Origin of the sequence: Pseudomonas sp. W2-17 (genome assembly GCF_041060445.1) — a bacterium.
Taxonomy (GTDB): Bacteria; Pseudomonadota; Gammaproteobacteria; order Pseudomonadales; family Pseudomonadaceae; genus Aquipseudomonas.
The window spans coordinates 140,009-165,587 of record NZ_JAUFNS010000006.1; the positions used below are offsets into that span (position 1 = coordinate 140,009).

General features: G+C 51.6%; 16 protein-coding genes and 6 pseudogenes. All 22 read right to left on the bottom strand.

Annotated features, from left to right (window positions below; all coding sequences use genetic code 11):
* Positions 1–350 precede the first annotated feature (350 nt).
* Positions 351–695 (bottom strand): hypothetical protein, encoded by a 345-nt coding sequence (locus QWI20_RS09595; protein ID WP_369305260.1) that lies wholly within the window; start codon positions 693–695, stop codon positions 351–353.
* Positions 696–1,256: 561 nt separating this feature from the next.
* The gene (locus QWI20_RS09600) at positions 1,257–1,610 is read right to left on the bottom strand and encodes a hypothetical protein (RefSeq protein WP_369305261.1); all 354 of its coding nucleotides are present in this window, start codon (positions 1,608–1,610) and stop codon (positions 1,257–1,259) included.
* Between the two features lie 329 nt (positions 1,611–1,939).
* The gene (locus QWI20_RS09605; protein WP_369305262.1) at positions 1,940–2,410 is read right to left on the bottom strand and encodes an SMI1/KNR4 family protein; all 471 of its coding nucleotides are present in this window, start codon (positions 2,408–2,410) and stop codon (positions 1,940–1,942) included.
* A gap of 58 nt (positions 2,411–2,468) precedes the next feature.
* Positions 2,469–3,791: pseudogene (locus QWI20_RS09610) on the bottom strand (DUF6531 domain-containing protein); the annotation flags it as partial.
* Between the two features lie 3 nt (positions 3,792–3,794).
* A complete protein-coding gene (locus QWI20_RS09615; protein WP_369305263.1) occupies positions 3,795–4,259 on the bottom strand; it encodes a DcrB-related protein in 465 nt (154 codons plus the stop codon).
* Between the two features lie 33 nt (positions 4,260–4,292).
* Positions 4,293–4,862, bottom strand: a complete 570-nt coding sequence (locus QWI20_RS09620) for a hypothetical protein (protein WP_369305264.1) — start codon at positions 4,860–4,862, stop codon at positions 4,293–4,295.
* A 32-nt stretch (positions 4,863–4,894) separates the two neighbouring features.
* Positions 4,895–6,295: pseudogene (gene tssI, locus QWI20_RS09625) on the bottom strand (type VI secretion system tip protein TssI/VgrG); the annotation flags it as partial.
* A 740-nt stretch (positions 6,296–7,035) separates the two neighbouring features.
* Positions 7,036–7,455, bottom strand: coding sequence for an NTF2 fold immunity protein (locus QWI20_RS09630; RefSeq protein ID WP_369305265.1), 420 nt, complete (start codon positions 7,453–7,455; stop codon positions 7,036–7,038).
* Between the two features lie 10 nt (positions 7,456–7,465).
* A complete protein-coding gene (locus tag QWI20_RS09635; RefSeq protein WP_369305266.1) occupies positions 7,466–9,877 on the bottom strand; it encodes an RHS repeat-associated core domain-containing protein in 2,412 nt (803 codons plus the stop codon).
* A complete protein-coding gene (locus QWI20_RS09640; protein ID WP_369305267.1) occupies positions 9,798–10,592 on the bottom strand; it encodes a hypothetical protein in 795 nt (264 codons plus the stop codon). The genes QWI20_RS09635 and QWI20_RS09640 overlap by 80 nt, the downstream gene beginning before the upstream one ends.
* 1,032 nt (positions 10,593–11,624) lie before the next feature.
* On the bottom strand, positions 11,625–12,485 hold the full coding sequence (locus tag QWI20_RS09645; protein ID WP_369305268.1) for a hypothetical protein: 861 nt from the start codon (positions 12,483–12,485) through the stop codon (positions 11,625–11,627).
* 587 nt (positions 12,486–13,072) lie between these two features.
* A pseudogene (locus QWI20_RS09650) lies at positions 13,073–14,723 on the bottom strand (RHS repeat-associated core domain-containing protein); the annotation flags it as partial.
* Positions 14,724–14,979: 256 nt separating this feature from the next.
* Positions 14,980–15,603, bottom strand: a complete 624-nt coding sequence (locus QWI20_RS09655; protein ID WP_369305269.1) for a DUF1963 domain-containing protein — start codon at positions 15,601–15,603, stop codon at positions 14,980–14,982.
* Positions 15,604–15,610: 7 nt separating this feature from the next.
* Entirely contained in the window at positions 15,611–19,261 is a 3,651-nt protein-coding gene (locus QWI20_RS09660; protein WP_369305270.1) for an RHS repeat-associated core domain-containing protein, read from the bottom strand.
* Positions 19,262–19,316: 55 nt separating this feature from the next.
* Entirely contained in the window at positions 19,317–19,775 is a 459-nt protein-coding gene (locus QWI20_RS09665; RefSeq protein WP_369305271.1) for a hypothetical protein, read from the bottom strand.
* Positions 19,769–22,408 (bottom strand): annotated as a pseudogene (locus tag QWI20_RS09670) (RHS repeat-associated core domain-containing protein); the annotation flags it as partial. The gene QWI20_RS09665 and the pseudogene QWI20_RS09670, both read right to left, overlap by 7 nt.
* Before the next feature lie 401 nt (positions 22,409–22,809).
* Positions 22,810–23,241 carry a hypothetical protein gene (locus QWI20_RS09675; RefSeq protein ID WP_369305272.1) on the bottom strand — a complete coding sequence of 144 codons (432 nt, stop codon included), beginning with the start codon at positions 23,239–23,241 and terminating at the stop codon, positions 22,810–22,812.
* A gap of 7 nt (positions 23,242–23,248) precedes the next feature.
* Positions 23,249–23,392: pseudogene (locus tag QWI20_RS09680) on the bottom strand (type IV secretion protein Rhs); the annotation flags it as partial.
* A 223-nt stretch (positions 23,393–23,615) separates the two neighbouring features.
* Positions 23,616–23,930, bottom strand: a pseudogene (locus QWI20_RS09685) (RHS repeat-associated core domain-containing protein); the annotation flags it as partial.
* A gap of 397 nt (positions 23,931–24,327) precedes the next feature.
* Complete coding sequence (locus QWI20_RS09690; protein ID WP_369305273.1) at positions 24,328–24,714, bottom strand: hypothetical protein; 387 nt, start codon at positions 24,712–24,714, stop codon at positions 24,328–24,330.
* A 91-nt stretch (positions 24,715–24,805) separates the two neighbouring features.
* Complete coding sequence (locus QWI20_RS09695) at positions 24,806–25,021, bottom strand: suppressor of fused domain protein (protein ID WP_369305274.1); 216 nt, start codon at positions 25,019–25,021, stop codon at positions 24,806–24,808.
* A gap of 6 nt (positions 25,022–25,027) precedes the next feature.
* The gene (locus QWI20_RS09700; protein WP_369305275.1) at positions 25,028–25,342 is read right to left on the bottom strand and encodes a hypothetical protein; all 315 of its coding nucleotides are present in this window, start codon (positions 25,340–25,342) and stop codon (positions 25,028–25,030) included.
* Positions 25,343–25,579 lie beyond the last annotated feature (237 nt).

Genomic DNA, 25,579 nt, shown 5'->3' on the forward strand with positions numbered 1-25,579 from the left:
CTGCGCGACGCATTCAGTAACGGTGGCGCAAAAACCGGCAGATCAAGACCGATGACGACATCCTTATCAATCTGCGGCCTTTTTAGCCAGATATTGAAGTGACGTATCTACTGGCTCGAGGCAAAACTGAAAACGGCGCATTGAGTCGCCAGTCCAGTTCATCACTTCAGTCAACTGGTCGCTTCGTCGTAGCGATATAGAGTGAGGGTTTCGACGGGTAGACCTGACGTTATGGCAGATTGTGTAGTGCTATGGATACGCACACTTTACATGACAAACTTTGTCCCGGACAGTCGTTCTCATCATCCCTGAAGTAGTCGTTTATCCGTGATATAAAATTTCAAATCAACCTAAGTCCTAAAAGTGTCAATCTCCCGATAATAATTTATTTCATCAATAAGCCAGGTCGTGTCATGCTCTCCCGCCACCTTATGACCCAATATATATGACAAGGAGCTAACTAGCATCCAGCTGCGTAAACCTAAATTCCGGACCTGTAATGGCATCTCCATATCTTCATCATCTAGGTATATCTGATCGTCCTCTAGGCTTTGTAGATAATCCCACGGGATAAAATAGAAATCAGTATCTTCAGGCTCTCGCCCCCAAGATTCGATATTTGCGTATACCCACTCACCCGAATCTAAATCTGAAAGATCGGCGATCACTTGCCCTAACGAACTATAAGCTTTCATTTGAGTGCACCCTTGTTTTCTGCAACATGAACCACCGCTCCGCGTTTTTCTTTGCCCATGGCCGCATTACAGATGAAAGTTCAAATGTCTGGAGTTATAGACTGATCCATTAACCACTGTAGTGAGCCGCCAACCTCTGATGATAATGCAAGATTATTTCGTATGAGGATCAGTCGACGCCTTTCTTAGAAATGCAACGCGCACCGCTAGATCGCGCGTGGCATGCCGGCGATGGATTCCAGCGTTAGTTGCAGCTCAAGCCTAATGCGTTGCTGTGCCTGACCATCACGCCCTCGGCGTAGGTAAACCGGCGCATGGAATCGCCATTGCGACTGATGACTTCGATGAGCTGACTGTTGTCGTCGTGGCGGCTAAATCACGAAGCGCGTGCAGGGAATGGCGGCCTTCAAACCTAGCTGAATGCCAAAGTAGATGCCTACCAGACCCTTGGCACCGTCGGCAGACATAAGAACGTCGAACGTGTAGCTCAGCCAACTTTATAACGCATCGTTGAACGGTAATTGGTATGTGACGTGCCGGCCAGGTTGGCGGCGCTGATATTTAAAGCCCATAAATACTATCAGCTTCTTTATTCATACTTAACGCCCCCAAAGCTCCCAAGTCCAAACTATAGACTTCATCCTCTCCTTTCAGACTTAAAAAATACCCTAAATCTCCATCCTGGCCGATAAGAAGATAGTCAGACTCATACACTTGCACTTCATACGTTGCATTTCTTTCAAGCAACTCTGCACAACCATAAAGGTAGACCTGCCCCTCTGAAACAAGCTCCAACTCATAAACTTCATTTCCCTGTACCACTTCAGAAGAAAACTTTTTATAATCTTCAGAAATCTTACCGCCGAGAGTAGCTTCAATCTCTTTGAGTTTTTTCCGCACCTGACTTGCGTCCATATTCAAAGCCCTCATTCGCGAGTCAACAATTAGATATCAAAAAATTGGTTTTCCATACCTTTCGTTCGAAGCCCATCGAAATAATTATAGGCATCCCCAATAATTTTCTTGCCTGCGATGTGGACGCTCCCAATCAGGCATCTCCTTATAGCTTATATTAAACTCATGCTTCAATATGTTATCTCATCCTCCTGCTGCTGCTCTTCTGGTTCGTTGAGCGGCACTGATTGCAGCATGTGGACTGCAGAGTCGTTACCGGAGCAGAGTTCTTCGATGACATATTCCAAGTACCACAAAGATAATGCCGGCGGCGAGCGGATTCCGAATAGTTAAAGCTCCGCTATTGAGGTGCGAACAGTGTCACAGAAAAACGACTCAAAACTATCGTACATAACTTCTTTGGCACCATCTCGCTTAAAAGAAAGTTCCGTCAATACTACTACCGCCTCGCCAGAGGAGCTAAGCTGAGAAGTATCGATAGAGAATAAAGGACCGTAGCCCGATGCCTTGACTACGATCATTTTTGAATCCGCATCTCCCGCATCTCGAGCATCCTTCGTCGCAAAAAACACGCAGGGCACCTCCGCGGCTGTGAGCCCGCCTTTGGTAATACCATAATATGTGTTACCACCAAAAGATAACGCACCAATTTTTTTGAGGAACAGCTTGTAGGAGGGAGGAAACTGAACCCCTAATGCTTTTTCGAACTCAGCTATAACTTTATCACTCGCGCCTCCGGAAAATACAGGCTCATCACTGCTCAAATTCATTTCATTTTCAACAACATCAATATAAGTCATGATCACCTCTCAAAAGTCTAAATACTGCTCTTCCCAATAGGTGCTTTTCCAAGTATTAAAAGGTCCGCGATTCGCCGTTGCAGTTGATCACTTCGCTCAACTGGCCGTCGTCGCTGTAGCGATACTGAACGAGGGTTTCGACGGCTTCATTGCCCACTATGCGCTTGACGTCAGTCAGGCGGCCCAAAGGATTGTCGTAGTGCAGATGCACCCGCACGCCGCCGGGGGCGCTGATGTCGGTAAGCGTACCGTTGGCCGTTCGGCTGAAATGCAGGTAATGCCCGAGCGCATTTTCCAGACGTTGCAAGGGCGCCGGCGCATTGTCGTCAGAGACCTCGCCGAAATAGAAGAAGGTGTTATCGAGGGTTTGCAGGAGGTAGTGACCGCCGGGCGATCGGACCAGATAAATCTGTTCGTAGGAGTTGTAGACACTTTCGCCGGGCCGGATATCGACAAAGGGCACGCTGCGGCCCTGGTTGTCGGTGAGGTAAACAAAGCTGCCACTGCGGCGCAGGCTTTGCTCCCAGGGCAGCACCCAACCTCGTCCCAGAACGCTTTCAACCGCAAGATCGCTAGCATAGAAGCGGGACCACTCAATCGGCATCAGCCCTGGCAACACAAAATCAGTTTCGCCTGACTCAAACAGTAATTTTCGACCGCTGGTGAGGTCCACCGGATTGCCGGTCGCAGCACCTAGTGCGCCTCCAATCGCTGGCCCGGCGATGAAGCGACCGACCAGGTAAGTACCCGTCACCCAGCCCATAAATTTTAAAGCACAAGGGCCAGCAGCTTTCAGCCCCTTGGTCAGACCGAGGCGGAAAACATTACCCATTGCCCGCCACCCGCCCGCTGCAATGATCGCTATGTCGACACCAAAGCGCAGCTCGTCAGATATTTCCTCATCCACATCAAGATAACGCGTGGTGCCGCCGCCGATAAAGACGTTGTTTGACCCGGTTGCGATTCTCGCATCGCAGGTCACCTTATCGCCTTTACGCGAAGCCGCGACGTTATTGATGAACACGTTACTGGAACCTTCAGCGACTTTCACTGGAGGCGGATGCTTGTCGCAGGTGGCCATGCTCAATATGGCATGAGCGGCATTGCGGCTATTGATATACACATCTGTTGAACAACCTGCCAACAGGATGCCCCCGGCAGGAGATGTTCGCGAAGATCCCCACGCTTCTCCGAGAGCAGGCACTACGCCGGACCCCACCGAAAGTACGCCTATCAGGAGGATGGTGCCGAAGCCTAACGTGCAGGTCATCAACGCGCCAGCGGCAACTGCCATCGCGATCCCAATGACCGCACCCGCCAGGAAACCGCCCAAAGCCCCGGTGTGTTCTATTCCGTCCCCCCAACGCGCCGCTTCGAACATGGGTTATTCCTGTTCGGTGTTGGTTGAGGCAACAATGCCCTCACGCGGCTGAAAGCTCGTAAGGAGCTTCAGCCAGTTTTCATCCTGCACAGCGCTGAAGTCGGCCTGGCTGGTCGTGGAAAAAACAAGAATGCGCCTTGGCTGAATCTCGAACGCTGCCTGCCGCTGGTACACCGGCCGACCATCGTTCATGTAATAGGCATCGACCTTAATTCCGGCAAATGTCTGGCCGGTGGATAGTTCCGCCGCCTTCTTGCCCAGTAAGGTGTAACCGCGCAACTTCGATGTGATGAGCTTGATCTGGCGGCTGATGTAAGCGTTTAGATCTTCGGCTGGAAGCATGTTGTCACGGCCGACCGTGATGTTCAGCGGAGCGGGAACGCTGTTACCGACCACGAACATATTGACAGTGCGGTCCTGAACGCCTTCCGGCAATGTGATCGATCCTTCTTGAAGCTGATAGTCCATTGAGGTGTGTCCGTAAAATAATAAAGAAGGGATTCAGAAAGCCGCGATGTTCTCGAGCATTTCGTCGAACTCGATCAGCCAGCTCGCCAGCGCGGCATGTTCTGGATTGATCACAGTCGACACGCTAAACCACTGGCGCTCGTTGCCGTGGGCAGGCGCGATGATGGCGCTGGTGGCACGACCATGGCGGCGCTCCTCTCCTGCCATGAACGCATAATCCAGCGAAATCGCCGGGCTGCCCGCCAACAGGCAGTCGCTCTGGCGCACAACGGTGACATCGCCATGATGCTTGCGCAGGTTGTCCACGTAGAGCTCGGCGGAGCGCTGCAGTGTCAGCCCCTCCGGCGCCGGGCGACGCTTCGCGCTGAACGTGACAGGTTGACCCTCTCTGTCGAGGGTCATGTCAAGGTCGCGAAACGTCAGCGCGTGAGGCATCAGCAACGCCAAGCCGGCGATCTTCAATTCGTTGCGCGAAGGTTGCAGCGGTACCACCGCTGCGGGTTCAGGCTCTATGACGATCGCTGGAGCACTGGCCGCCTCCTCCGCCTGCTGCCGGGCCAGTGCCTCGGCGGCCAGGCGCTTTTCCGAGATGCGGTCGTACATGCTGGTTCTGGTGCTGGGAATCGGCGGATTTCTCATTTGTTGATATCCACTCGATCACCCTGGATGAAGGTTTTTTTACTAGTGATATTGATGTTCTCGGCGTTGATATCAATACCGGTCGGAGTAATGGTGATGCTACTGGTACCCACGGTGAGGGTTATCTTCTCCTTGGCAATGATCTCAATAAACTGGCTGTCGGCATGAATCTTTAACGAACCCTCGAGAACCTGTACCAGCGTGTCTTTGGTAATCGTTTCGGTGTGCTTGCCGCCTACGGTGATGGTCCTGTTATTCCCCACCTCGTGCTTTTCATCCACCTCAATCTCGGTGTCCAAGTTGCGTTCGGCGTGCATATGGATCTGCTCGGCGCCGGACTTATCCTCAAAGCGGAAGAAGTTCGCCGTGGCCGCACTGCCCTTGGTCGAGCGCGTAAGAAAACCACTCTGGGTCTTGTTCGCCGGCAACGACCACGGTGGGGTGTTCTTGCTGTTGTAGACGCTGCCCATGATCAGCGGGCGGTCGGGGTTGCCGTCCAGGAAAACCACGACCACTTCATCACCCACACGCGGAATCTGGATGCTGCCGAAGCCGCCACTGGCACCCGACTGTGCCACGCGGACCCAGCAGGAGCTGTGGTCGTTGTACTTACCGTTGCGGTCCCAGTGGAACTGGACTTTCACGCGACCGAGTTCGTCGGTAAAGATTTCTTCGCCCGGCGGGCCGACGATGATGGCGGTCTGTGGCCCGGAGATGGTCGGCCGCGGCGTGGACAGTTGCGGGCGGAAGGGAATCTTTTTGCGCACGCAGGAGAAGGTGTTGTAGTAGCTCGCCTGATGGCCGTTCAAATAGTTGTTGTGGCCTTCGCTTTCGACGCCCATCAGCAGGAACTGACGATCGTCGGCGGAGCCTTGATCGTGGTCGTAGTGCTGCACCAGCTCGAAGGTGTAGCCAGGCTTCATCGCGCGGCAGTTGCTCGCGCCTTCGAACTTCTTGCCGCGGATTTCCAAAGCTTCCATGCGCAGACGCAAGAGCGTTTCGCCCTCGTCATAAGTGCCGTGGGTGTACTGGCCGGGGAAGTCGTAGATCTCGAACGTCTCTACGTCGCCCTGCTTGTTGAGGCTGTTCATCCCTACGGGCAAACGGTTGTTGGGCTGACGGTAGTCGAAGGTCTGCATGGCCATCTTCCCCGCCTGCAACTGGCGGTTGCCGCTCCACTTGGTGATGGAGTCTGCGGTCTCGGTGACGGACGCGGTTTGGAAGCGGATCTGCGGTTGTTCCGGCAACGGCTGCAGCATGCTGGAGTCGTCGCAGATGATCATGGTGTGACCTTCGGCAGTGTGCTCGAAGTAGTAAAACATCCCTTCTTCTTCAAGCAGACGCTGGACGAAGTTGTACTCGGTTTCACGGTACTGGGTGATGTAGGTATAGCGCTTTTGCGATATGTCAGTTTAAGTAGATCGATGCCAAAATTCCGCCAACCCCCTCAATTGAAAAGAAGTAAAGGAGATCTACAACAACTCTGGAGATCAAGCACTCAGCATAATTTAATGACGGCATTAACATTCTAACTGTACGGTCAGGCGACAGCAGCTGAGCTAAATATTCGACCCATACAAACAGCATCGGAACGCATAACTTCGCACCCAAGGCTTACTGCCATACATGAGCGACATTACTTATAAGGCCTTTGGCCGTTTAGACTCAGCAAAACGACCAAATGCTTAAAAAATTATCTAATCCCAACGACAGACGACATCACAGAGCCCATTAGTAAGAGACACAACTAAACACATGAGATCAATCAAACTTCACTGGTGGCCTTTGAGAATTTAAGGTATTAATCTCCTGCTTGGAAAGCAAGTCATCAAACGCATCACCACCAAATTTTTCGATGAATCCTCTTTCAACCTCATAAATCGCGATGCACTGCAAACAATTAATCTTAAGATTATTTAAGCTTAACTGTGGAAAGTGAGCATTATTCCAAATGCAGGCACAGTTTCTCCCCATACACCAAGCCTTCTACCAAATGGCAGTAGGTATGCATATAAGCGACCGAAGCCGATCGCCTTCGTAACCCCCTGATAGAACCACAAATGCTGATTAATCTCGGCGAGTAATCGGCCAGTCTAAGCAAGATCAGCGCTGGATAATTTTGGACATCATTCCGATATTAAAGAGTCGAGCCAGCCCATTTACCAGACCTATACGTATCCTTCTTTTTTATCTTCCAGAGATCATTTTCTCTGACCAAACTAAATCTGAACCTAGATTCCAAACCCACCATTTGGTCTACCACGATGAATACTGTAGAGCCTTTGATTGTAGGCTCATGCAGTTTATCGCGTGCGGGATCATACATCGTTGGTTCGCCACAGCCAGGAGCTTCCAGCCGAGCCCAACTTTTAGCATCCTTGATGGTATATTTTTCCAATATTAGTCGTAAAGATTCAGAAAAATATTTGTTACATTCAGTCGTGGATTGGCCGCTATCGATTAATTCCATTTTTTTCTCAAAGAAGTCCCGCTCCCATAACTTCATCTCTTTAAGAAATTGTTTCAGTAGTTCACATGACTCAGAAACATCAATCATTTTAAGGCTCTCAGTTTTCAAAAATATCGAACAATACACGCTTACCATTCTGCGACACTTCGTATACGATCTCCTCCGGACGGGTCAACGACTTGCCATAGATAAATTTAATATCCACATCTACTGCGCCTTTTGTCTTCTCTACGAAGTTTGCCACGTCCCTCTCGAAGTCTCTGAATAGCCCCCTATTAATCCCAGGTAGTTGAGGAAATACTCCATCTTTTCCGCCCGATCCGCCAAGAAGCTTTCCTAAAATATGGCCCGCATCATCATTGGAACTTCCCAACATTCGGGCCCATGCCCGCGAAGTTTTGTTGGTTGCAGTTCCAGTACGCAGATCAGCTAAAGTGATCCTCGCCGTCGCGCGAATAGGCTGACCAGCCGCCCCTCTGGTTACAGCGGTACTCACACACCATCCTAATGGATCGATCCAACCGTTCGTATTGGGGGCATAGGCGTACAGGTTGTTGCCCCCCAGCAACCCAATCGGGTCCTGCGTAATAAACCGTCCAATTTCCGGATCGTAATACCTGAACGTGTTGTAGTGCAGGCCCGTCTCCTCGTCGAAGTACTGACCTTGGAAACGCAGGTTCTGCTCCACCTCACCCACGGCAAGCGATTCAACTTTGCCCCACGCCTTATAGGTTGCCTGCCAAACAATCTGGCCGTACACATCCGTCATCTCCAGCGGCGTGCCGATCTGGTCGGTGTGGAAGTAGTAAAGCTTTTTCTCCTCTTCGCCTTCGTTTAGGTCCACTCTCGCCAGAGGCGCGTAGTTGCCAGGCTCGTAGATATAAAGGCTGTTCTGCCAAGGCGTTTCCTCACGGAGCATCCGCAATCCTTGCCAGAGAAATTGCTTATGCTCAGTTTGCCCTTCAATCTCAGACGTTTTTCCAACCCGCCGACCCAAGCTGTCATACCGGTAGGTACCGACGCTGTGCACTTGGCTATTAACCATCGTTTCCGCACTCACAAGCCGGTTTCCGCAGTCGTAGGTGAACGTCTGCAGCTTGGTTAACCCCGACCGTTTTTCAATCAGGTTGCCCCAAGCGTCATAGGTATATTCCTGATCACGCCATTGCTTGATTCGGTTGTCTTTCGCCTGATCAAATTGGCTGGTGTTGAAGTTCAGGCGGTTGGCCGCAGCGTCATATCGGAACTCTTCGCTATCCACCAAGCGGCCGGTGTCGCGGCTGTGCAGCTGGCCGTTGGCTTCATATTCGTACTTGATCTCACCGCGCAGCTTATCGAGCGTGCGAGTCAGCTCGCCTGCTGGATCGTATTCGTAACGCCGATGAATCGGGTTGTACGCGTGATCCACCAGCAACGAAGTGTTGATGCCTGGGTTCTGGATCTGCGACAGCTTTTCAGCCGGAATAGTCGAGGCAAACTGCCAACTCTTGCGGCCCATGGCGTCATAACCGAAACAACTGGTGAGCTTGCCTTGGGAACGATAGACCTCTCGATGCAGGTCATCGCGCTCCATGTCGCTGATGAGCAGACCGTCAAGGTTCAGTTGGTGCAGGTGGCCGCTGCCGTAGTACAGATGATTTAGATGTTGGCCAGTCGGCAACGTCAGCGTGGTCAGTTTGCTTAGCGGATCGTACTCGTATGTCAGCGCACCTTGCGGTGTGGTTTCTTTTACCAAACGACCTAACAGGTCATAGCTGAAGTCGAGTTTTTGTTCCTCAACGCCCAGTTTCTCGCCAATGCTTGAAGGCAGCCGGTGAATGCTGAGCAACCGGTCTGCTTCGTCGTAACTGTAATCCTGCCGCGCATCCTGGTTGACCTTCGCCAGCAAGCGGCCAATCACATCACGTTCAAATTCGGTACTGCGCTGCGGCCGCTCTGCCCTGTCCCCGTATCCGATTTCATCCAACCGCGTCAGATGCCCACCCAGGTTGTAGGTGAACCGGCGCGTCAGGTTGTCGATGCGTTTTTCTTCAATCAGGCGGTCGGAGGCGTCGTATTCGAAGGTGTACGTGGCGTTGTTTTCATTGACCAGCGCGGTGAGACGAATCGCCTTGTCGTACTCGTAACGAACGCGCTGGCCTTTGGCGTCTTGCCGCGAGCTGGGCAGGCCGCGCTCGTTGCGTTGCAACCTTATGATTTGGCCCTTGCCGTCGGTATGGGTAAGCACTTGGCCAAAGGCGTTGTACGTAAACCCTTCTTGTGTGCCATCAGGATGTTTGATGCGCAGCACTTCACCCGCGGGTTTCAGCTCCAGCTCGGTGGTCTGACCCAGCGCGTCAGTGACCGAAACCAGCTGCAGGCGCTCGTTGTATTGGTACGTGGTGCACTTTCCAGAGCAGTCCTTACACTTCTCAACCTGTGCGTGACTGTTATCCCGGCAGCTTTTTTTTCGTTTCAGCTTTTTTTGGCTTCCAAGCCAACAATGCTCCCGCTTTACCACATATCTCATTTACCGAATCGATATATTCACGCCCCACCTCCCAGCGCCATCCATTTAAAACTTTTGTAATTACGCCGCGGCTTGGACTTTCTGAAATCCATTCCAAAAGGGACGTACTACCGATCTTGATAGACGTGTGCTGATCATTTAAAAAGTTAATAGGGTAGACCATTCTAAGACGTGCATGCTCATACTGACGCCCTCCTAAATATAGCGGAGACGCATCGTCGACAAAAGCAACCGGGTCTTCATACTGATATATCGTTTTGAAATTTAGGCCTCTAGCATAAGACATCGCACCCGAAACACTAGCCAACTCGTAAACTATTGCATAGATATACTTGAGCTTTACGGAAGCAGAAATCAAAAAACTTTTAATTTTAATATTTAACTCTTCAAGCCCCACGTCCGACTGCATATCTATACAAAAGATACTTCCAAATTCTTCGGTAGTGTAGCCAAACGAACTAAACCAAGGCTTGACATTTTTGATCTCGCTGAAGACTCTAAAATTAACAACCTTACCTTCAGAGATTAGGACTTTGAGCTCCTTAGGCGAAACTTCGACGAACTCAATATCTTCCACGCCATCCACTAGTCCTCTTCTATCATAGCCTGCCCCAGTAATCGGATAGCCTAGCTCATTAAAAAACCTCAAAGCCTCATCAAAAACGTCTAAAACAGAAATCCGATCCACCCCGTAAATTGCAATCCCTGTAGTCATAATTAACCTATAAAGTTGATATAAAGGGATCAAGTATGCTTTTCATTTCAGAAGCATTGTAAGGATGCTCTAGCGTAAGAACCCTCCCTCGACTCTGAGCAGGCAAGCCACTCATTGCGTCTGTATTCCTAGTTGTCAGCGTGGGAAGCTTTCTGCCCATATCAGATTTAGATGTTAACTCGATTGCATGCACCTTACCATTCAAGTCGACAGCCATTACATCAGGACGCCGCGCTGACACACCGGGGCCTTTTGCAAAGTTATAGCTACGATTTAAATACACATCTTTAAATCTTCCGCTCATTGCTAACTTATTCGCAATAGCTTCAGAAAACTGATCGTGACCTACTGAGGTGTTGTCTTCGGGCACTTCGCCGAAGTAAAAAAAGACGTTATCCAGCGTCTGCAGCAGGTAGTGGCCTCCCTCGGTGCGGACGAGGAAAATCTGCTCGTGTTGGTTATATATGCGCTAACCAGGGTTGATACCCACAAACGGCACGGTGCGACTCTGGTTATCGGTCCGGTAAACGAAACCGATGCAGCAGCGTAATTTCATGGACACGTGTTAGGTGACCACCGACGCTGTAGCTGAATTGGCGCATCAAGTTGTCGATAAGCTTCTCTTCAATCAGGCGGTCGGGGGGCGTGATATTCGAAGTTGTACGTGACGTTTTTTTCGTTGCCGAGTGCGGTGAAGCGAATGGCTTTGTCGTACCCGTAATTGATGCGCTGGCCCTTAGTGTCCTGCCGGCAGGAGGCTAAACCGCGTGCCGTACGCAACAGCCGCGTGATATGAGCTCTGCCACCGGGTGCGTCAGGCTTGGCCAAGTGCTTTGCAGGTGAACGACTAGGCGGTGCTGTCCAGATGTTCGATGCGCAGCACTTAACCGTGGGGATTACGATCAAGTCTATTCGTAGACTTCAGAGTACCGATAGTTTCAAGTGCTAGCGTTGTCCATCGCTGTAACTAGACCGTACGGCGCATAGAAGCGCAGCCGCCCAATCTGAATAACCCACGACGGCTCTAGCAAATTAATATCCGGGTTCTGCCTCCACGCTCTCGATGTCTACCGCAAGAAGCGGTGCGATCTCTGGATCAGCATCTGTTCGCTGAACTGTAATCACCGCAAGTAATGGTCCAAATTCGCCAGGGATGGGATCAAAACCCCTTAAGTGAACATCTACTGACACAGATTCACCACTGCCTGGCAGCGCTATTTTTGGCCATTCTTGCGTCCGACATGATGGCCAATTCAGCAATTGCTCGCCGGGGACAACGCTAAGCTCCTGGATATCGTCCCTGACCTTATATCTACCATTGAACTGAGGTAAAGGCACATTCGGAACGAGATCAACATCCTCGCACCTAGCAAGCCCGTGAATATAGTAGTGCCACGGAGTCATACCCCATACCAATACTAGAAAACCTGCTTCAAATAGATAATTAGCAATTTCCGTCTCACAAAATTCTCTCTGCAGATCAATTATCTCACCAGAAAGATTTTGTTTAATGAAGGCATCCATTTTATCTATATCAGCCAGAAAAAAACCAAGCCGCGCAGCCCCATCGTACACGGGCCCCGGATAACGTTCAATTTCTGACGGAGCCTTATCTAGTTCAGAAAGCACTGCAGTTACGTTGACGATCTCACTGTATTGAAGCATGGGCTTAATATGATCGGGCACCTCACCTAACGCCTCCAATGGCCTATCCAAGTAAATAGCCAAATCTAGGTGATAGATGCCAGCGGGTAATGGTGTCGAGTCGAGAGTAACTCGCTCGCCGGCAAGCTCAATAGAAATAGTTTCAGTTATAGACGACAGATTTATGACAACTTGTTTTTTTGATAATAACGTGGACTTGAATGTCGGACCGTAATCGAAGAAATCCACGTTTCTGGTCCATCGAAAAATGACTTTACGCTGCTCCTCTGAAAATCGTGAGAAGTCATAATCACGAAGATTTATTGAAGTGGCGCCTAAACTTATAGTTGCATTCGCGACAACCCTTGAATCGTTCAACGTAAGATACTTACTTTCAAAGCTTAACATCAACTACACCCCCCCATGGCAAACCCTTTACTTCTCGCCCATTGTTTTGTTGCCTCCCAAGCTTGGGATGGCGATACATTTGACGCGAGAATCTTACCGGGCCGCCCGTTTTCGATAATTCTTACATCACCTCTAAGGTGTGCAATTTCTGGATTGTTATAATGAGTTTCCAGCGACTTGAGCCAACCATCGTTCGTCAAGCCTTTCGCCCTCACAGCATCTGCGGTGACGAGCGGCCTAGTATTAGCTCCCATGTTATTGTAGCCATGCATACCACTGTGCTCGACCTTGTTCCATTGTCCCGGTTGCAACCAATACATTGAGGGCACGTTATGGAGAGAGTTGAAAGGAGCGATTCCCAGCTTGGTGGCGACAGCGTGCGGAACCATATGGTGCCCCAATAACACAGGATTGCCCAACGGCATCAATCCCGAAGGATCAACCCACGTGATCGCATTTGGGGCGTAACGGTAAAGATTGTCGCCGCCGATCAACCCAATCGGATCCTGGGTAATAAACCGTCCAACCTCCGGGTCGTAATATCTGAAAGTGTTGTAGTGCAGGTGGGTTTCTTCGTCAAAGTACTGACCTTGGAAACGCAGACTCTGCTCAACCTCATTAACGGCAAGCGTTTCGACCTCCCCCCACGCCTTGTGCGTCGCCTGCCACACGATCTGGCCGTCGACATCCGTCATCTCAAGCGGCGTGCCGATCTGGTCGGTGTGGAAGTAGTAAAGCTTTCGCTGATCCTCACCTTCACTCTGGTCGACCCGTGCTAGCGGCGCATAGCTTCCTGGCTCGTAGATGTAGAAGCTGCTTTGCCAAGGCGTTTCCTCACGCAGCATCCGCAGGCCTTGCCAGAGGAACTGCTTGTGGTCGATTCGCCCTTCAATCTCAGACGTCTTCGCGACCCGACGACCCAAGCTGTCATACCGGTACGTGCCAACACTATGCACCTTGCTGTTGACCATCGTTTCAGCACGCACGAGGCGGTTTTCGCAATCGTAGGTAAAGGTCTGCAGCTTGCTCAGCCCAACCCGCTTTTCAATCAGGTTGCCCCACGCGTCGTAGGTATATTCCTGATCACGCCATTGCTTGATGCGGTTATCTTTGACCTGATCAAACTGACTGGTGTTGAAGTTCAGGCGGTTGGCCGCAGCGTCGTAGCGAAACTCTTCGCTATTGACCAAACGACCGGTATCACGACTGTGCAGTTGGCCATTGGCTTCATATTCGTACTTGATCTCGCCACGCAGCTTATCGAGCGTGCGGCTCAGCTCTCCCGCGGGATCGTACTCGTAGCGCCGATGAATCGGGTTGTACGCATGATTCACCAGCAACGAAGTGTTGATGCCTGGATTCTGGATCTGCGACAGCTTTTCCGCCGGGATAGTCGACGCAAATTGCCAGGTCTTGCGACCCATCGCGTCATAACCAAAACAACTGGTGAGCTTGCCTTGGGACCGATAGACCTCCCGATGCAGATCATCGCGCTCCATGTCGCTGATGAGCATTCCATCGAGGTTGAGTTGGTGCAGGTGACCACTGCCGTAGTACAGGTGATTCAGGTGTTGGCCAGTCGGCAAGGTCAGCGTGGTCAGGTTGCTTAGCGGATCGTACTCGTATGTCAGCGCACCTTGCGGCGTGGGTTTCTTTTACCAAACGACCTAACAGGTCATAGCTGAAGTCGAGTTTTTCTTCCTCAACGCCCAGTTTCTTGCCAATGCTCGAAGGCAGTCGATGGATGCTGAGCAACCGATGCGCTTCGTCATAAACGTAATCCTGCCGCGCATCCTGGTTGACCTTTGCCAGCAAGCGGCCAATTACATCACGCTCAAACTCGGTGCTGCGCTGCGGCCGCTCTGCCCGGTCGCCGTAGCCGATTTCATCCAGCCGCGTCAGATGCCCACCCTGGTTATAGCTGAACCGACGCGTCAAATTGTCGATGCGTTTCTCTTCGATCAGGCGATCCGACGCATCGTAGGCAAACTCATAAGCCGCATTGTTTTCGTTGACCAGTGCCGTCAGCCGAATCGCTTTGTCGTACTCATAGCGAATGCGCTGACCTTTGGCGTCTTCCACGCCGCTTTAGCCCCCCTTTCGTAGGCAAGACGTTCTTAAACTTATTTACTTATGAATTTGCTGTAGTGCTTATCGGAGTCACCGACTTAGTCATAAGAAACAGTTTTGATATCGGCAGTGACGCGCGCATTGGAAAAAACCGCGACCAGCTCCAATGCGCTCACTGCTGAATTCTTTTAAGACCTTTTGAAATAAATCACTCCCCATGCTAACCCGCACATGTATTCACGAAAATTCACGCCACACTTGTGGGTTACGCGCTCTGAACAAAAAACAAACCCTCACCTGAGCCGTTCTTATTCAAAAAAAGGTAACCGAGCGCATCAGATAAGTAAAAGATGTCCTTGAAAGGATCCGGAAAGTCTGCGGAGTACAGTTGCAGCACGAATTCGTATTCGTTAGCAATATCGGCTGGGACCTCTAATCCGTTAGGAGGCGTCGACGAACACAAAGAAAACACCGGGAATGCGTCTTCTGACACCTCCCTGTTCTCCAGCCTTGTTACGGTGACCGGAACTGAACTCACCGGGCTAGACTGCTGGGCTTCACCTTCACTAAACACGACTGCTGTGTAGCCAGCTTTGATAGCCTCTAACTCAGAAGGATCACCAGAATAAGTGATATTCTCCAAGAAATATTCAGTGGTGCTATACGTTGAAAATATGGATAGAAAGCCTGTATTTGGCAAGGCAGTGATCGCCGTTGTTTTCTTTAGCAATGCACACTCAATGGTGGCCACCAACAGCAGTGGCTCTCCATCCGGATTCGAAGGCCAATAATCTACATTGGCTCTATCGCCTCCGAGGACAATTCCAGAATAACGATCTGATCCATGCTTTGACTCAGGCAGCACCACAATCCCGTTAACTTCTACCATATAGACCTCACCCACAACTGTTAAGACTACTGTGAAATTTCTTCGCCATTTTTTTAAGCTGCTTAACCCTAGAACTCGGAACTCCGCTTTTCCTAAGCGCGCCTGATGTGATATCAAGCTCGCGTTTCAGGGATGGTGCGAAATCATTCCGACCCAGCCCTTGGCTCTCTCGAATTTGTGTTTCATGCCAATGCGTTCCGCCAACACCTCTTGTGTCTTTGAGGGGTCCCCTAGTGTGATGGTCCAAATCGAGCGCGATCGAGGGGTTACCTGCCAATCTCGATCCTTTCTCGGCAAGATTTTGCTGCACAAGATATTCATGGCGCAGGAGCTCATGGGCCTGCAGACCGTCCCCGATATGAGTGGGACCATTTAATTCACCGTAGGTACCTAGCTCAAAGAGGGATGCCAGCCCCTTAGGATCAATCCAAGCAATCGGGTTTGTGGCATAGCGATAAAGGTTTACCCCGCCGCCTATTCCAATGGGATCCTGCGTAATAAACCGACCCACCTCCGCATCGTAATACCTGAACGTGTTGTAGTGCAGGCCCGTCTCATCGTCAAAGTACTGTCCTCGAAACCGCAGGTTCTGCTCAATCTCACTTACCGCAAGCGACTCGATCTCCCCCCACGCCTTGTACGTCGCCTGCCAAACAAACTGGCCGTCGACATCCGTCATCTCCAGCGGCGTACCGATCTGGTCGGTGTGGAAGTAGTAAAGCTTTCGGTGATCCTCACCTTCACTCTGGTCGACCCGTGCTAGCGGCGCATAGCTTCCTGGCTCGTAGATGTAGAGGCTGCTTTGCCAAGGCGTTTCCTCACGCAGCATCCGCAGGCCTTGCCAGAGGAAGTGCTTGTGCTCGGTTCGCCCTTCGATCTCTGACGTTTTGCCAATCCGGCGACCCAAGCTGTCATACCGATACGTGCCAACACTATGCACGTGGCTGTTGACCATCGTCTCCGCACGCACAAGCCGGTTTTCGCAGTCATACGTAAACGTCTGCAGCTTGCTCAGCCCTGAGCGCTTTTCAATGAGGTTGCCCCAGGAGTCGTAGGCATATTCCTGATCGCGCCATTGCTTGATGCGGTTGTCTTTGACCCGATCGAACTGGCTGGTGTTGAAGTTCAGGCGGTTGGCCGCAGCGTCATACCGGAACTCTTCGCTATCGACGAGTTTGACGGTGTCACGGCTGTGCAGTTGGCCGTTGGGTTCATACTCGTACTTGATCTCACCGCTTAGCTTATCGAGCGTGCGGCTCAGCTCTCCCGCGGGATCGTACTCGTAGCGCCGATGTATCGGGTTGTACGCATGATCCACCAGCAACGAAGTGTTGATGCCTGGGTTCTGGATCTGCGAGAGCTTTTCGCCAGGTATCGTCGATGCGAACTGCCAGCTCTTACGCCCCATCGCGTCGTAACCGAAGCAACTGGTTAGCTTGCCCTGGGACCGATAGACCTCGCGATGCAGGTCATCGCGCTCCATGTCGCTGATCAACAATCCATCGAGGTTGAGCTGTTGCAGGTGGCCGCTGCCGTAGTACAGATGATTCAAATGCTGACCCGTCGGCAATGTCAGCGTGGTCAGGTTGCTAAGCGGATCGTACTCGTAGGCAAGCGCACCTTGCGGCGTGGTCTCTTTGATCAAACGACCTAACAGGTCATAACTGAAGTCGAGGGTCTCTTCCTCAACGCCCAGCTTCTTGCCAATGCTTGAAGGCAGCCGGTGAATGCTGAGCAACCGGTCTGCTTCGTCGTAACTGTAATCCTGCCGCGCATCCTGGTTGACCTTAGCCAGCAAGCGGCCAATCACATCACGCTCAAACTCGGTGCTGCGCTGCGGCCGCTCTGCCCTGTCGCCGTAGCCGATTTCCTCAATCTGAGTCAGATGCCCGCCGATGTTGTAGCTAAACCGGCGCGTCAGGTTGTCGATGCGCTTCTCTTCGATCAGCCGATCCGAAGCGTCATAAGCAAATTCATAAGACGCATTGTTTTCGTTGACCAGCGCGGTGAGGCGAATCGCCTTGTCGTACTCGTAGCTGATGCGCTGGCCCTTGGCGTCCTGACGGCTGGCAGGCAGTCCGCGCGCCGTGCGCAGCAGACGCGTAATCTGACCCTTACCATCGGTGTGCGTGAGCACCTGACCCAATGCGTTGTAAGTAAACGATTCGGACGTTCCATCCGGGTGCTCGATGCGCACCACTTCGCCGTCGGGTTTGCGCTCAAGTCGCGTCGTCTGATTCAACGCGTCGGTGACGGCGAACAGATGAGACCGATCGTCGTAGGTATAAAACGTACTTTTGCCAGAGCAATCCTGAAACCGCTCCACCTGCGCCAGCTCGTTCCACCACAGGTATTTGGATTTGTGCGTGGCGTCGATGATGGTGTGCGGCAAGCCGTCGTCGCTGTTGAGGTACTCCGTCTTGTGGCCGAGTGCATCGATTTCAGCGATCAGGTTACCTTTATCGTCGTATCGGGCTTTCCAGACACTACCGTCGGGGAAAGTGGTTTCGGTCACCAGCGTCGTACCGAGGTGGTGTTTGTAGTGGATCTGGCGGCCCAGCGGATCGGTCTCTTCGATCAGGCGGGAGAAGTCGTCGTACTTGAACGCGAGCTTGTTGCCATCGGGTAGCGTGATGCCGGTCAGGTTGCCGGCTTCGTCCAAGTCCATGGCGTAGCGTTCACCGCCATAATCGCGGCTGGCGATGACAAGGCGGTCCTCGTTGTAATGCACTTCAAGCTCACGGCCCAGCACGTCGACCGCCCAGGACGTGCGCTGCGCGAAGTCGTAGCGAAAATGAAAGTGCTCACCATCGCTGGTCCAGTGCTCGATCACCCGCGGCTGGCCGTCGATGGTTTCCCAACGGTAGTTGCAGCTCAGACCCAATGCGTTGCTGTGGCTGACCATCACGCCTTCGGCATAACTGAAGCGGCGCATCGTATCGCCGTTGCGGTTGATCACTTCGCTCAACTGGCCGTCGTCGCTGTTGCGATACTGAACGAGGGTTTCGACGGCCTCATTGCCCACTATGCGCTTGACGTCAGTCAGGCGGCCCAAAGTATCGTCGTAGTGCAAATGCACCCGCACCCCGCCGGGGGCACTGATGTCGGTAAGCGTACCGTCGGCCGTTCGGGAGAAATGCAGGTAATGCCCGAGCGCATTTTCCAGCCGTTGCAAGGGTGCATGCGTGTTGTCGTCCGGCACTTCGCCGAAGTAGAAGAAGGTGTTATCGAGGGTTTGCAGGAGGTAGTGACCGCCGGGCGATCGGACCAGATAGATCTGCTCGTAGGGGTTGTAGACACTTTCGCCAGGCTCGATGTCGACAAAAGGCACGCCGCGGCCCTGGTTGTCGGTGAGGTAAACAAAGCTCCCACTGCGGCGCAGGCTTTGTTCCCAGGGTAGCACCCAACCTCGTCCCAGAAGACTTTCAACCGCAAGATCGCTAGCATAGAAGCGGGACCACTCAATCGGCATCAGGCCCGGCAGGCTGAAGTCGGTTTCATCGGGAATGACCTTACGTCCGGTTGTCAGGTCAACTGGATTACCGGTCAGCCCCCCGACAGCACCTTCGATGGCCGGGCCGACGACGTAGCGACTGGGAACTTCGCCCGCAACGAACCCTGCGGTGAATTTCATGACGCACGGCATGATGGCTTTCATGCCCGTCTGCCGGCCGGCCTTGATTAGTCGGGGGATAACCCTTCTCGCAGTGACACTATAGGAAAGTGGAACCGGCCTCATCTTCATCTTGTTGAACCATTTTTACGACGAGTTCCCAATCCTCCCCCCCGATAAAATTTCTTCCAAAAAAGACATACGTCATGACTCCACCAAAATAATCATCCCCTCCAGCCTCGACAGAGAACTGGTGTACAAATGACATTGGCACACCATCTAAATATCGCCAACTTGGTTGGTGGAGCCAACGAGGGCGTTGTCCGTAACTAGCGAACTTGCCCTCTAGTTCATCTGCAACCCAAGCTTTTGCTGACTTGGGCGTTGCCGAAATCCACGTCAAATCCGGCTGCGGCAAATTCAAACCAATATATTTTTCATACAGCGCTTTTACAAACGGCTCAGCTTCCTCATGACTGACTCCGGCATTGAACTTTTTCGATGCAATCTCGATGACCACTGAACTAAATAAAATATAGCTCTTATCCACATCTACCATGAGTTCACTCCCTTAATCACTTCCAACAATTCGGAACCTGCGTGCCTAAACTTGTCCACAGCGGCATGCTGCCAGCGATCAACCTCAGTCAGGTTAGAACTACCATGTACACCTTCGCCGCCAACACGCTGTGGAACATCTGTGTGATGCAGTTCGTAGGGTAAGTCTTTAACACTTACCTTACCCGTCTTCAGGTTTCTTATTTTTGCAGTTATGTTCGGCGGCTGCCCCCCGGCCATTGCTGCTAGATTTCGCGGAGAATAGATGGAAACGGGCTTACTCATTTCTTCAGTTGCCGTATTTTTCCAGTAATTTTTCCGTGCAGTTGACCAGCATTCCCACCCCCAAGGGTCGATCCAACCTGTCGGGCTCGGGACATATTTATATAGATTCGTCCCCCCATCCAACCCAATCGGATCCTGCGTAATAAAACGCCCAACCTGCGGATCGTAATACCTGAATGTGTTGTAGTGCAGGCCCGTTTCATCGTCAAAGTACTGGCCTTGGAAACGCAGGTTCTGCTCAACCTCACTCACGGCAAGCGTTTCGACCTCGCCCCACGCCTTGTATGTAGCTTGCCAGACGATCTGGCCGTCGACATCAGTCATCTCAAGCGGCGTGCCGATCTGGTCGGTATGGAAGTAGTAAAGCTTCTGCTCTGCCTCACCTTCGCTTAGGTCAACCCGGGCAAGTGGCGCATAGCTGCCTGGCTCGTAGATGTAGAGGCTGCTCTGTCCCGGCGACTCCTCGCGCAACATCCGCAGGCCCTGCCAGAGAAAATGCTTGTGCTCGGTTTGTCCCGCAATTTCAGACGTCTTTCCAACCCGACGCCCCAAACTGTCATACCGATACGTACCAACGCTGTGCACTTGGCTGTTAACCATCGTCTCAGCACGCACCAGTCGGTTTTCGCAGTCATACATAAACGTCTGCAGCTTGCTCAAACCCGACCGTTTTTCAATCAGATTGCCCCACGCGTCGTAGGTATATTCCTGGTCGCGCCACTGCTTGATGCGGTTGTCTTTGACCTGGTCGAACTGACTGGTATTGAAGTTCAGCCGGTTGGCCGCAGCGTCATATCGGAACTCTTCGCTATCCACCAGGCGGCCGGTGTCTCGGCTGTGCAGCTGGCCGTTGGCTTCATATTCGTACTTGATCTCCCCGCGCAGTTTGTCCAGCGTGCGGACTAGTTCACCCGCCGGGTCGTATTCATAACGCCGATGAATGGGGTTGTACGCATGATCGACCAGCAACGAGGTGTTGATGCCTGGGTTCTGGATCTGCGACAGCTTCTCAGCAGGCAACGTCGACGCAAACTGCCAACTCTTCCGGCCCATCGCGTCGTAACCAAAGCAACTGGTCAGCTTGCCTTGAGAGCGGTAGACCTCTCGATGCAGATCGTCGCGCTCCATGTCGCTGATCAACAATCCATCGAGGTTGAGTTGGTGCAGGTGGCCACTGCCGTAGTACAGGTGATTGAGGTGTTGGCCTGTCGGCAAGGTCAGCGTGGTCAGGTTGCTGAGCGGATCGTATTCGTAAGCCAGCGCACCTTGAGATGTAGTTTCTTTTACCAAACGACCTAGCAGGTCATAGCTGAAGTCTAGCGTCTCTTCCGCAACGCCCAGTTTCTTGCCAATGCCTGAAGGCAGCCGGTGAATGCTGAGCAACCGGTCTGCTTCGTCGTAACTGTAATCCTGCCGCGCATCCTGGTTGACCTTGGCCAGCAGGCGACCAATCACATCACGCTCAAACTCGGTGCTGCGCTGTGGCCGCTCTGCCCTATCCCCGTAGCCGATTTCATCCAACCGCGTCAGGTGTCCGCCTAGGTTGTAGGAGAACCGGCGCGTCAGGTTGTCGATGCGCTTCTCTTCGATCAGCCGATCCGAAGCGTCATAAGCAAATTCATAAGACGCATTGTTTTCGTTGACCAGCGCGGTGAGGCGAATCGCCTTGTCGTACTCGTAGCTGATGCGCTGGCCCTTGGCGTCCTGACGGCTGGCAGGCAGTCCGCGCGCCGTGCGCAGCAGACGCGTAATCTGACCCTTGCCATCGGTGTGCGTGAGCACCTGACCCAATGCGTTGTAGGTAAACGATTCGGACGTTCCATCCGGGTGCTCAATGCGCACCACTTCGCCGTCAGGCTTGCGCTGAAGTCTTGTCGTCTGATTCAGCGCATCGGTGACTGCGACCAGATGGGACCGATCGTCGTAGGTGTAGAAGGTGTTTTTGCCCGAGCAATCCTGAAAGCGCTCGACTTGCGCCAGTTCGTTCCACCACAGGTATTTGGATTTGTGGGTGGCGTCGATGATGGTGTGCGGCAAGCCGTCGTCGCTGTTGAGGTACTCCGTCTTGTGGCCGAGTGCATCGACTTCAGCGATCAGGTTGCCTTTATCGTCGTATCGGGCGTTCCAGACGCTGCCGTCAGGATAACTCGCTTCGGTCACCAACCTCGTACCGAGGTGGTGTCTGTAGCGGATGTTGCGGCCCAGCGGATCGGTCTCTTCGATCAGGCGGGAGAAGTCGTCGTACTTGAACGCCAGCTTATTGCCATCGGGTAGCGTGATGCCGGTCAGGTTGCCGGCTTCGTCCAGGTCCATGGCGTAGGGCTCGCCGCCGTAATACCGGCTGGCTAGGAATCAATATCAAGATGAGATTTTACCAACGCAATATATTTACCATCCTCATCTGCAAAAATCTTCTCGCCTTCCATCATGTACGCTCTGCATAAATACTCTATTGCATTTGGCTTATTCTGCTCATACAACACCTGACCCAGCCTAAGTAAAATGAATGGGTTGGACGCACCATCGGGCCCATTCATTGCATCAAACAGCTCCGCAGTAGCGAGCTCGTAATCTTTTAGAAAAAAGAGAGCATCTGCCGTTCCAGCCTTTAACCAAGTGTAAGCATCCCAAGGGCTTTTTGAAAGTCATCAAACGCTAATTCATACATCCCGCTGTCCATGTGTGAGTTCCCCAACTCACTTAGCTCCGAAACCTTCGCATAAATATTATCCTCTAGATCACACATATGGTTATCCTTTGAGATGATCAAGATAAAAATTCAAATACTTGCTGTCGAAACCTTCGAATGCTCGTTTCTTGCCGAACTTAAAAACCTTATCGAAATGTTCGAAGGCCAGTTGAGTCTCACCAAGCTCGTAGCAAGCGCTAGCGAATACTACAATGCTACTTGTCTCCCGCGGAGGTTTAGTATCCATAGCAATCACGGACCAGCTCTTTGCCTCATCGTATTGCTTGGCGGCGAAATATGAGGTCGCGAAGCAACTCGCTATCCAGTGAGCCAGATCCCAATTCTTCTTAGGTTCAGGGAGCAAGGACCATGCCTCACGATACTTACTTAAAGATTCAATACCGTTCCCGGCGGACTCAAAACGATTACCTGACTCGACGACATTAACAATGGCGTCAGACAGCTCACGATCAACAACACTCAAATCTTCCATAGCATTCTCAGTAATTAAAGTTTTCGTGCGGACCGACCATGCTTTCAGGAGGACGATACAACTGATTTAGCTTGGCGCCTGCAGATCGATTAATTGAGTAGTGATCCAATTCATAGTTTTTCGAATCCAACATCCAGCTCCTCACCTCTTTAGACTTAGCTCCATAGTATCCGCCCTTAGAATTCCAATACGTGACTGCATCTGTTTTATGATGCCATGTCTGCCTCTTTTATTGGATACCACTGCTCGTCAGAGGCTTTAAATCTCATGCCTTCTCCCTCGCCGCGTATTTTTCCTTGGGATCGCATATCCTCAATCGCCTCTCGTCCAGTTTTGCTGCCTTTTCCTGGAGTTCGCCCGACGTAATCTGTTCTGCAACTCAGACCCCAAGGATCAATCCAAACATTAGTATTAGGCGCGAAAGCATAGAGATTACTACCGCCCAACAGCCCAATCGGATCCTGAGTTATAAACCTCCCCACTTCCGGATCGTAATACCTGAATGTGTTGTAGTGCAGCGCTGTCTCAGCGTCGAAATACTGACCCTGAAACCGCAGATTTTGCTCAACCTCATTTACCGCAAGCGACTCAATCTCACCCCACGCTTTGTACGTCGCCTGCCAAACGATCTGGCCGTCGATATCCGTCATTTCCAGCGGCGTGCCGATCTGGTCGGTGTGGAAGTAGTAAGTGACCAGAGTTTCGAGCGCTTGATCACCGACGATGCGTTTGACCTCGGTGAGGCGACCGAGCGGGTGGTTGTAGTGCAAATGCACGCGCAGGCCCCCGGTCGCGCTGATGTCAGTTAACTTGCCATCGGCCGTGCGGGTGAAATGCAGGTAATACCGAGAGCCACGCCAGCACTAGCTGATCTCAGACTGGCATGATTCGCCAGTATTGCTCCGATCAGGAACGTAAAGCACCGAGGGAGATCACACCTCTTGCCTTTGAACCGTCCTTTTGGTGACGTCCTCTATGGAACACGTACTCTCAGAAGCCTCGTTAAACGCGCTGCAGTCGTCGAATGCGGCCCAGCGCTCATGAATCAATATAAAATAGGGACCTTCACACCGTTAACGGCATGCTCTAATCGGGCTCGTTAACTTGTAAAGACATGCATCCGTCAATTTCGTAAGTCCTCACATTTACGATAAAAATCAGTATATTTTCGTGGACCTTCATCGCTACCCAAGCCCGTTTATCAGAATTATCTTTGTCCCTCAGAGATTGCAGACACTTTGTCGAACCGTTAAGCACACGCCCCTGAGATTTTAGGTTATTAGCGCGAAACTCTATTATGGAACGGATTGTCGACAACTCCTCTTCGTTGTAGCTATTTACATCTAAAGGAATAGGGAGTCGGCCATTTAAAACTTTCGCTTTAGCTAGCACCTCAGCAGTTCGGCGATCAAAGTGGCCAGATTTAACAAATCCTTCAAAGTCTGCGTTTTCTAATAAATCTTTAGAGTTCATTTGGATCAAACACCTTTAGGCCAGATCGACTCCCTTAGAGTAGGACTTCTGACTCACCATAAGCATCTGGAGAAAACTTCCACGCCACGCATCACCTGGCTAACGCATCACCACCAAATTTTTCGATGAATACTCTTTCAACCTCATAAATCGCGACGCACTCTAACCAGTCAATCTTTAAATTTTTAAAGCTTAGCTCTGGAAAGTGAGCATCATTCCAAATGTAGGGCACAGTTAAATAGATGTGAGGCATAATGGGATCGGGCAGATGGTCCTGAAATATGTTCGGAACAACATCTCCAGGCATCACAGCTTATTTGCGCTTTTGAATGGAGAAAGCGGCTGAAGCAACAGCATTCTCCCGATATATTTCGGGGGTTAGCGCCGCAGCACATAATTCCACACGAGTCCCAAACTCGTCGCCGTCTGCGTCAAGCAACGAAATCTCAGAAAGACCGATGGACCCAATTGACTTGACACCTTTATGCACCGAATCAAGCGTCGTAAGCAACTCGACCGACAATGCTCTATTGTCGTCGTCGTAGTAGACTTGAACTTTTAGCTCACCTTTGAAAACTTGAAGAGCATGTTTAGCTACTGCGCGACGCTGGTCACTTGGAGTAGACATCTTGAGGCCCTAACTATGTGATTGCTATCGAATCAGAAAAATTGCTTAGTGAAAAGTAAACCCTGTAGCCATACAGTGCAGTGCACTGCACTGCTAACGTGCGCCTTAAGAAACTTAACAGGGTTCATTAACCCTTCTGCACTAACAACCAAACAACATATAAGGCGCTGGCGTTCTGACAAGTGGCAGCGAGAGTCTAGCTGGATCAGTTTTAGTCGAATAGCAACTCACCACATT

What these genes read in the sequence shown, in the direction of transcription:
- QWI20_RS09605 (WP_369305262.1), bottom strand. Translation starts at nt 2,410, where the DNA reads ATGACTTATATTGATGTTGTTGAAAATGAAATGAATTTGAGCAGTGAT.
- QWI20_RS09595 (WP_369305260.1), bottom strand. Translation starts at nt 695, where the DNA reads ATGAAAGCTTATAGTTCGTTAGGGCAAGTGATCGCCGATCTTTCAGAT.
- QWI20_RS09635 (WP_369305266.1), bottom strand. Translation starts at nt 9,877, where the DNA reads ATGAGATATGTGGTAAAGCGGGAGCATTGTTGGCTTGGAAGCCAAAAA.
- QWI20_RS09665 (WP_369305271.1), bottom strand. Translation starts at nt 19,775, where the DNA reads ATGGTAGATGTGGATAAGAGCTATATTTTATTTAGTTCAGTGGTCATC.
- QWI20_RS09630 (WP_369305265.1), bottom strand. Translation starts at nt 7,455, where the DNA reads ATGATTGATGTTTCTGAGTCATGTGAACTACTGAAACAATTTCTTAAA.
- QWI20_RS09600 (WP_369305261.1), bottom strand. Translation starts at nt 1,610, where the DNA reads ATGGACGCAAGTCAGGTGCGGAAAAAACTCAAAGAGATTGAAGCTACT.
- QWI20_RS09695 (WP_369305274.1), bottom strand. Translation starts at nt 25,021, where the DNA reads ATGCCTGGAGATGTTGTTCCGAACATATTTCAGGACCATCTGCCCGAT.
- QWI20_RS09655 (WP_369305269.1), bottom strand. Translation starts at nt 15,603, where the DNA reads ATGGTAGAAGTTAACGGGATTGTGGTGCTGCCTGAGTCAAAGCATGGA.
- QWI20_RS09690 (WP_369305273.1), bottom strand. Translation starts at nt 24,714, where the DNA reads ATGAACTCTAAAGATTTATTAGAAAACGCAGACTTTGAAGGATTTGTT.
- QWI20_RS09675 (WP_369305272.1), bottom strand. Translation starts at nt 23,241, where the DNA reads ATGGAAGATTTGAGTGTTGTTGATCGTGAGCTGTCTGACGCCATTGTT.
- QWI20_RS09640 (WP_369305267.1), bottom strand. Translation starts at nt 10,592, where the DNA reads ATGACTACAGGGATTGCAATTTACGGGGTGGATCGGATTTCTGTTTTA.
- QWI20_RS09700 (WP_369305275.1), bottom strand. Translation starts at nt 25,342, where the DNA reads ATGTCTACTCCAAGTGACCAGCGTCGCGCAGTAGCTAAACATGCTCTT.
- QWI20_RS09615 (WP_369305263.1), bottom strand. Translation starts at nt 4,259, where the DNA reads ATGGACTATCAGCTTCAAGAAGGATCGATCACATTGCCGGAAGGCGTT.
- QWI20_RS09620 (WP_369305264.1), bottom strand. Translation starts at nt 4,862, where the DNA reads ATGTACGACCGCATCTCGGAAAAGCGCCTGGCCGCCGAGGCACTGGCC.
- QWI20_RS09660 (WP_369305270.1), bottom strand. Translation starts at nt 19,261, where the DNA reads ATGAAAGCCATCATGCCGTGCGTCATGAAATTCACCGCAGGGTTCGTT.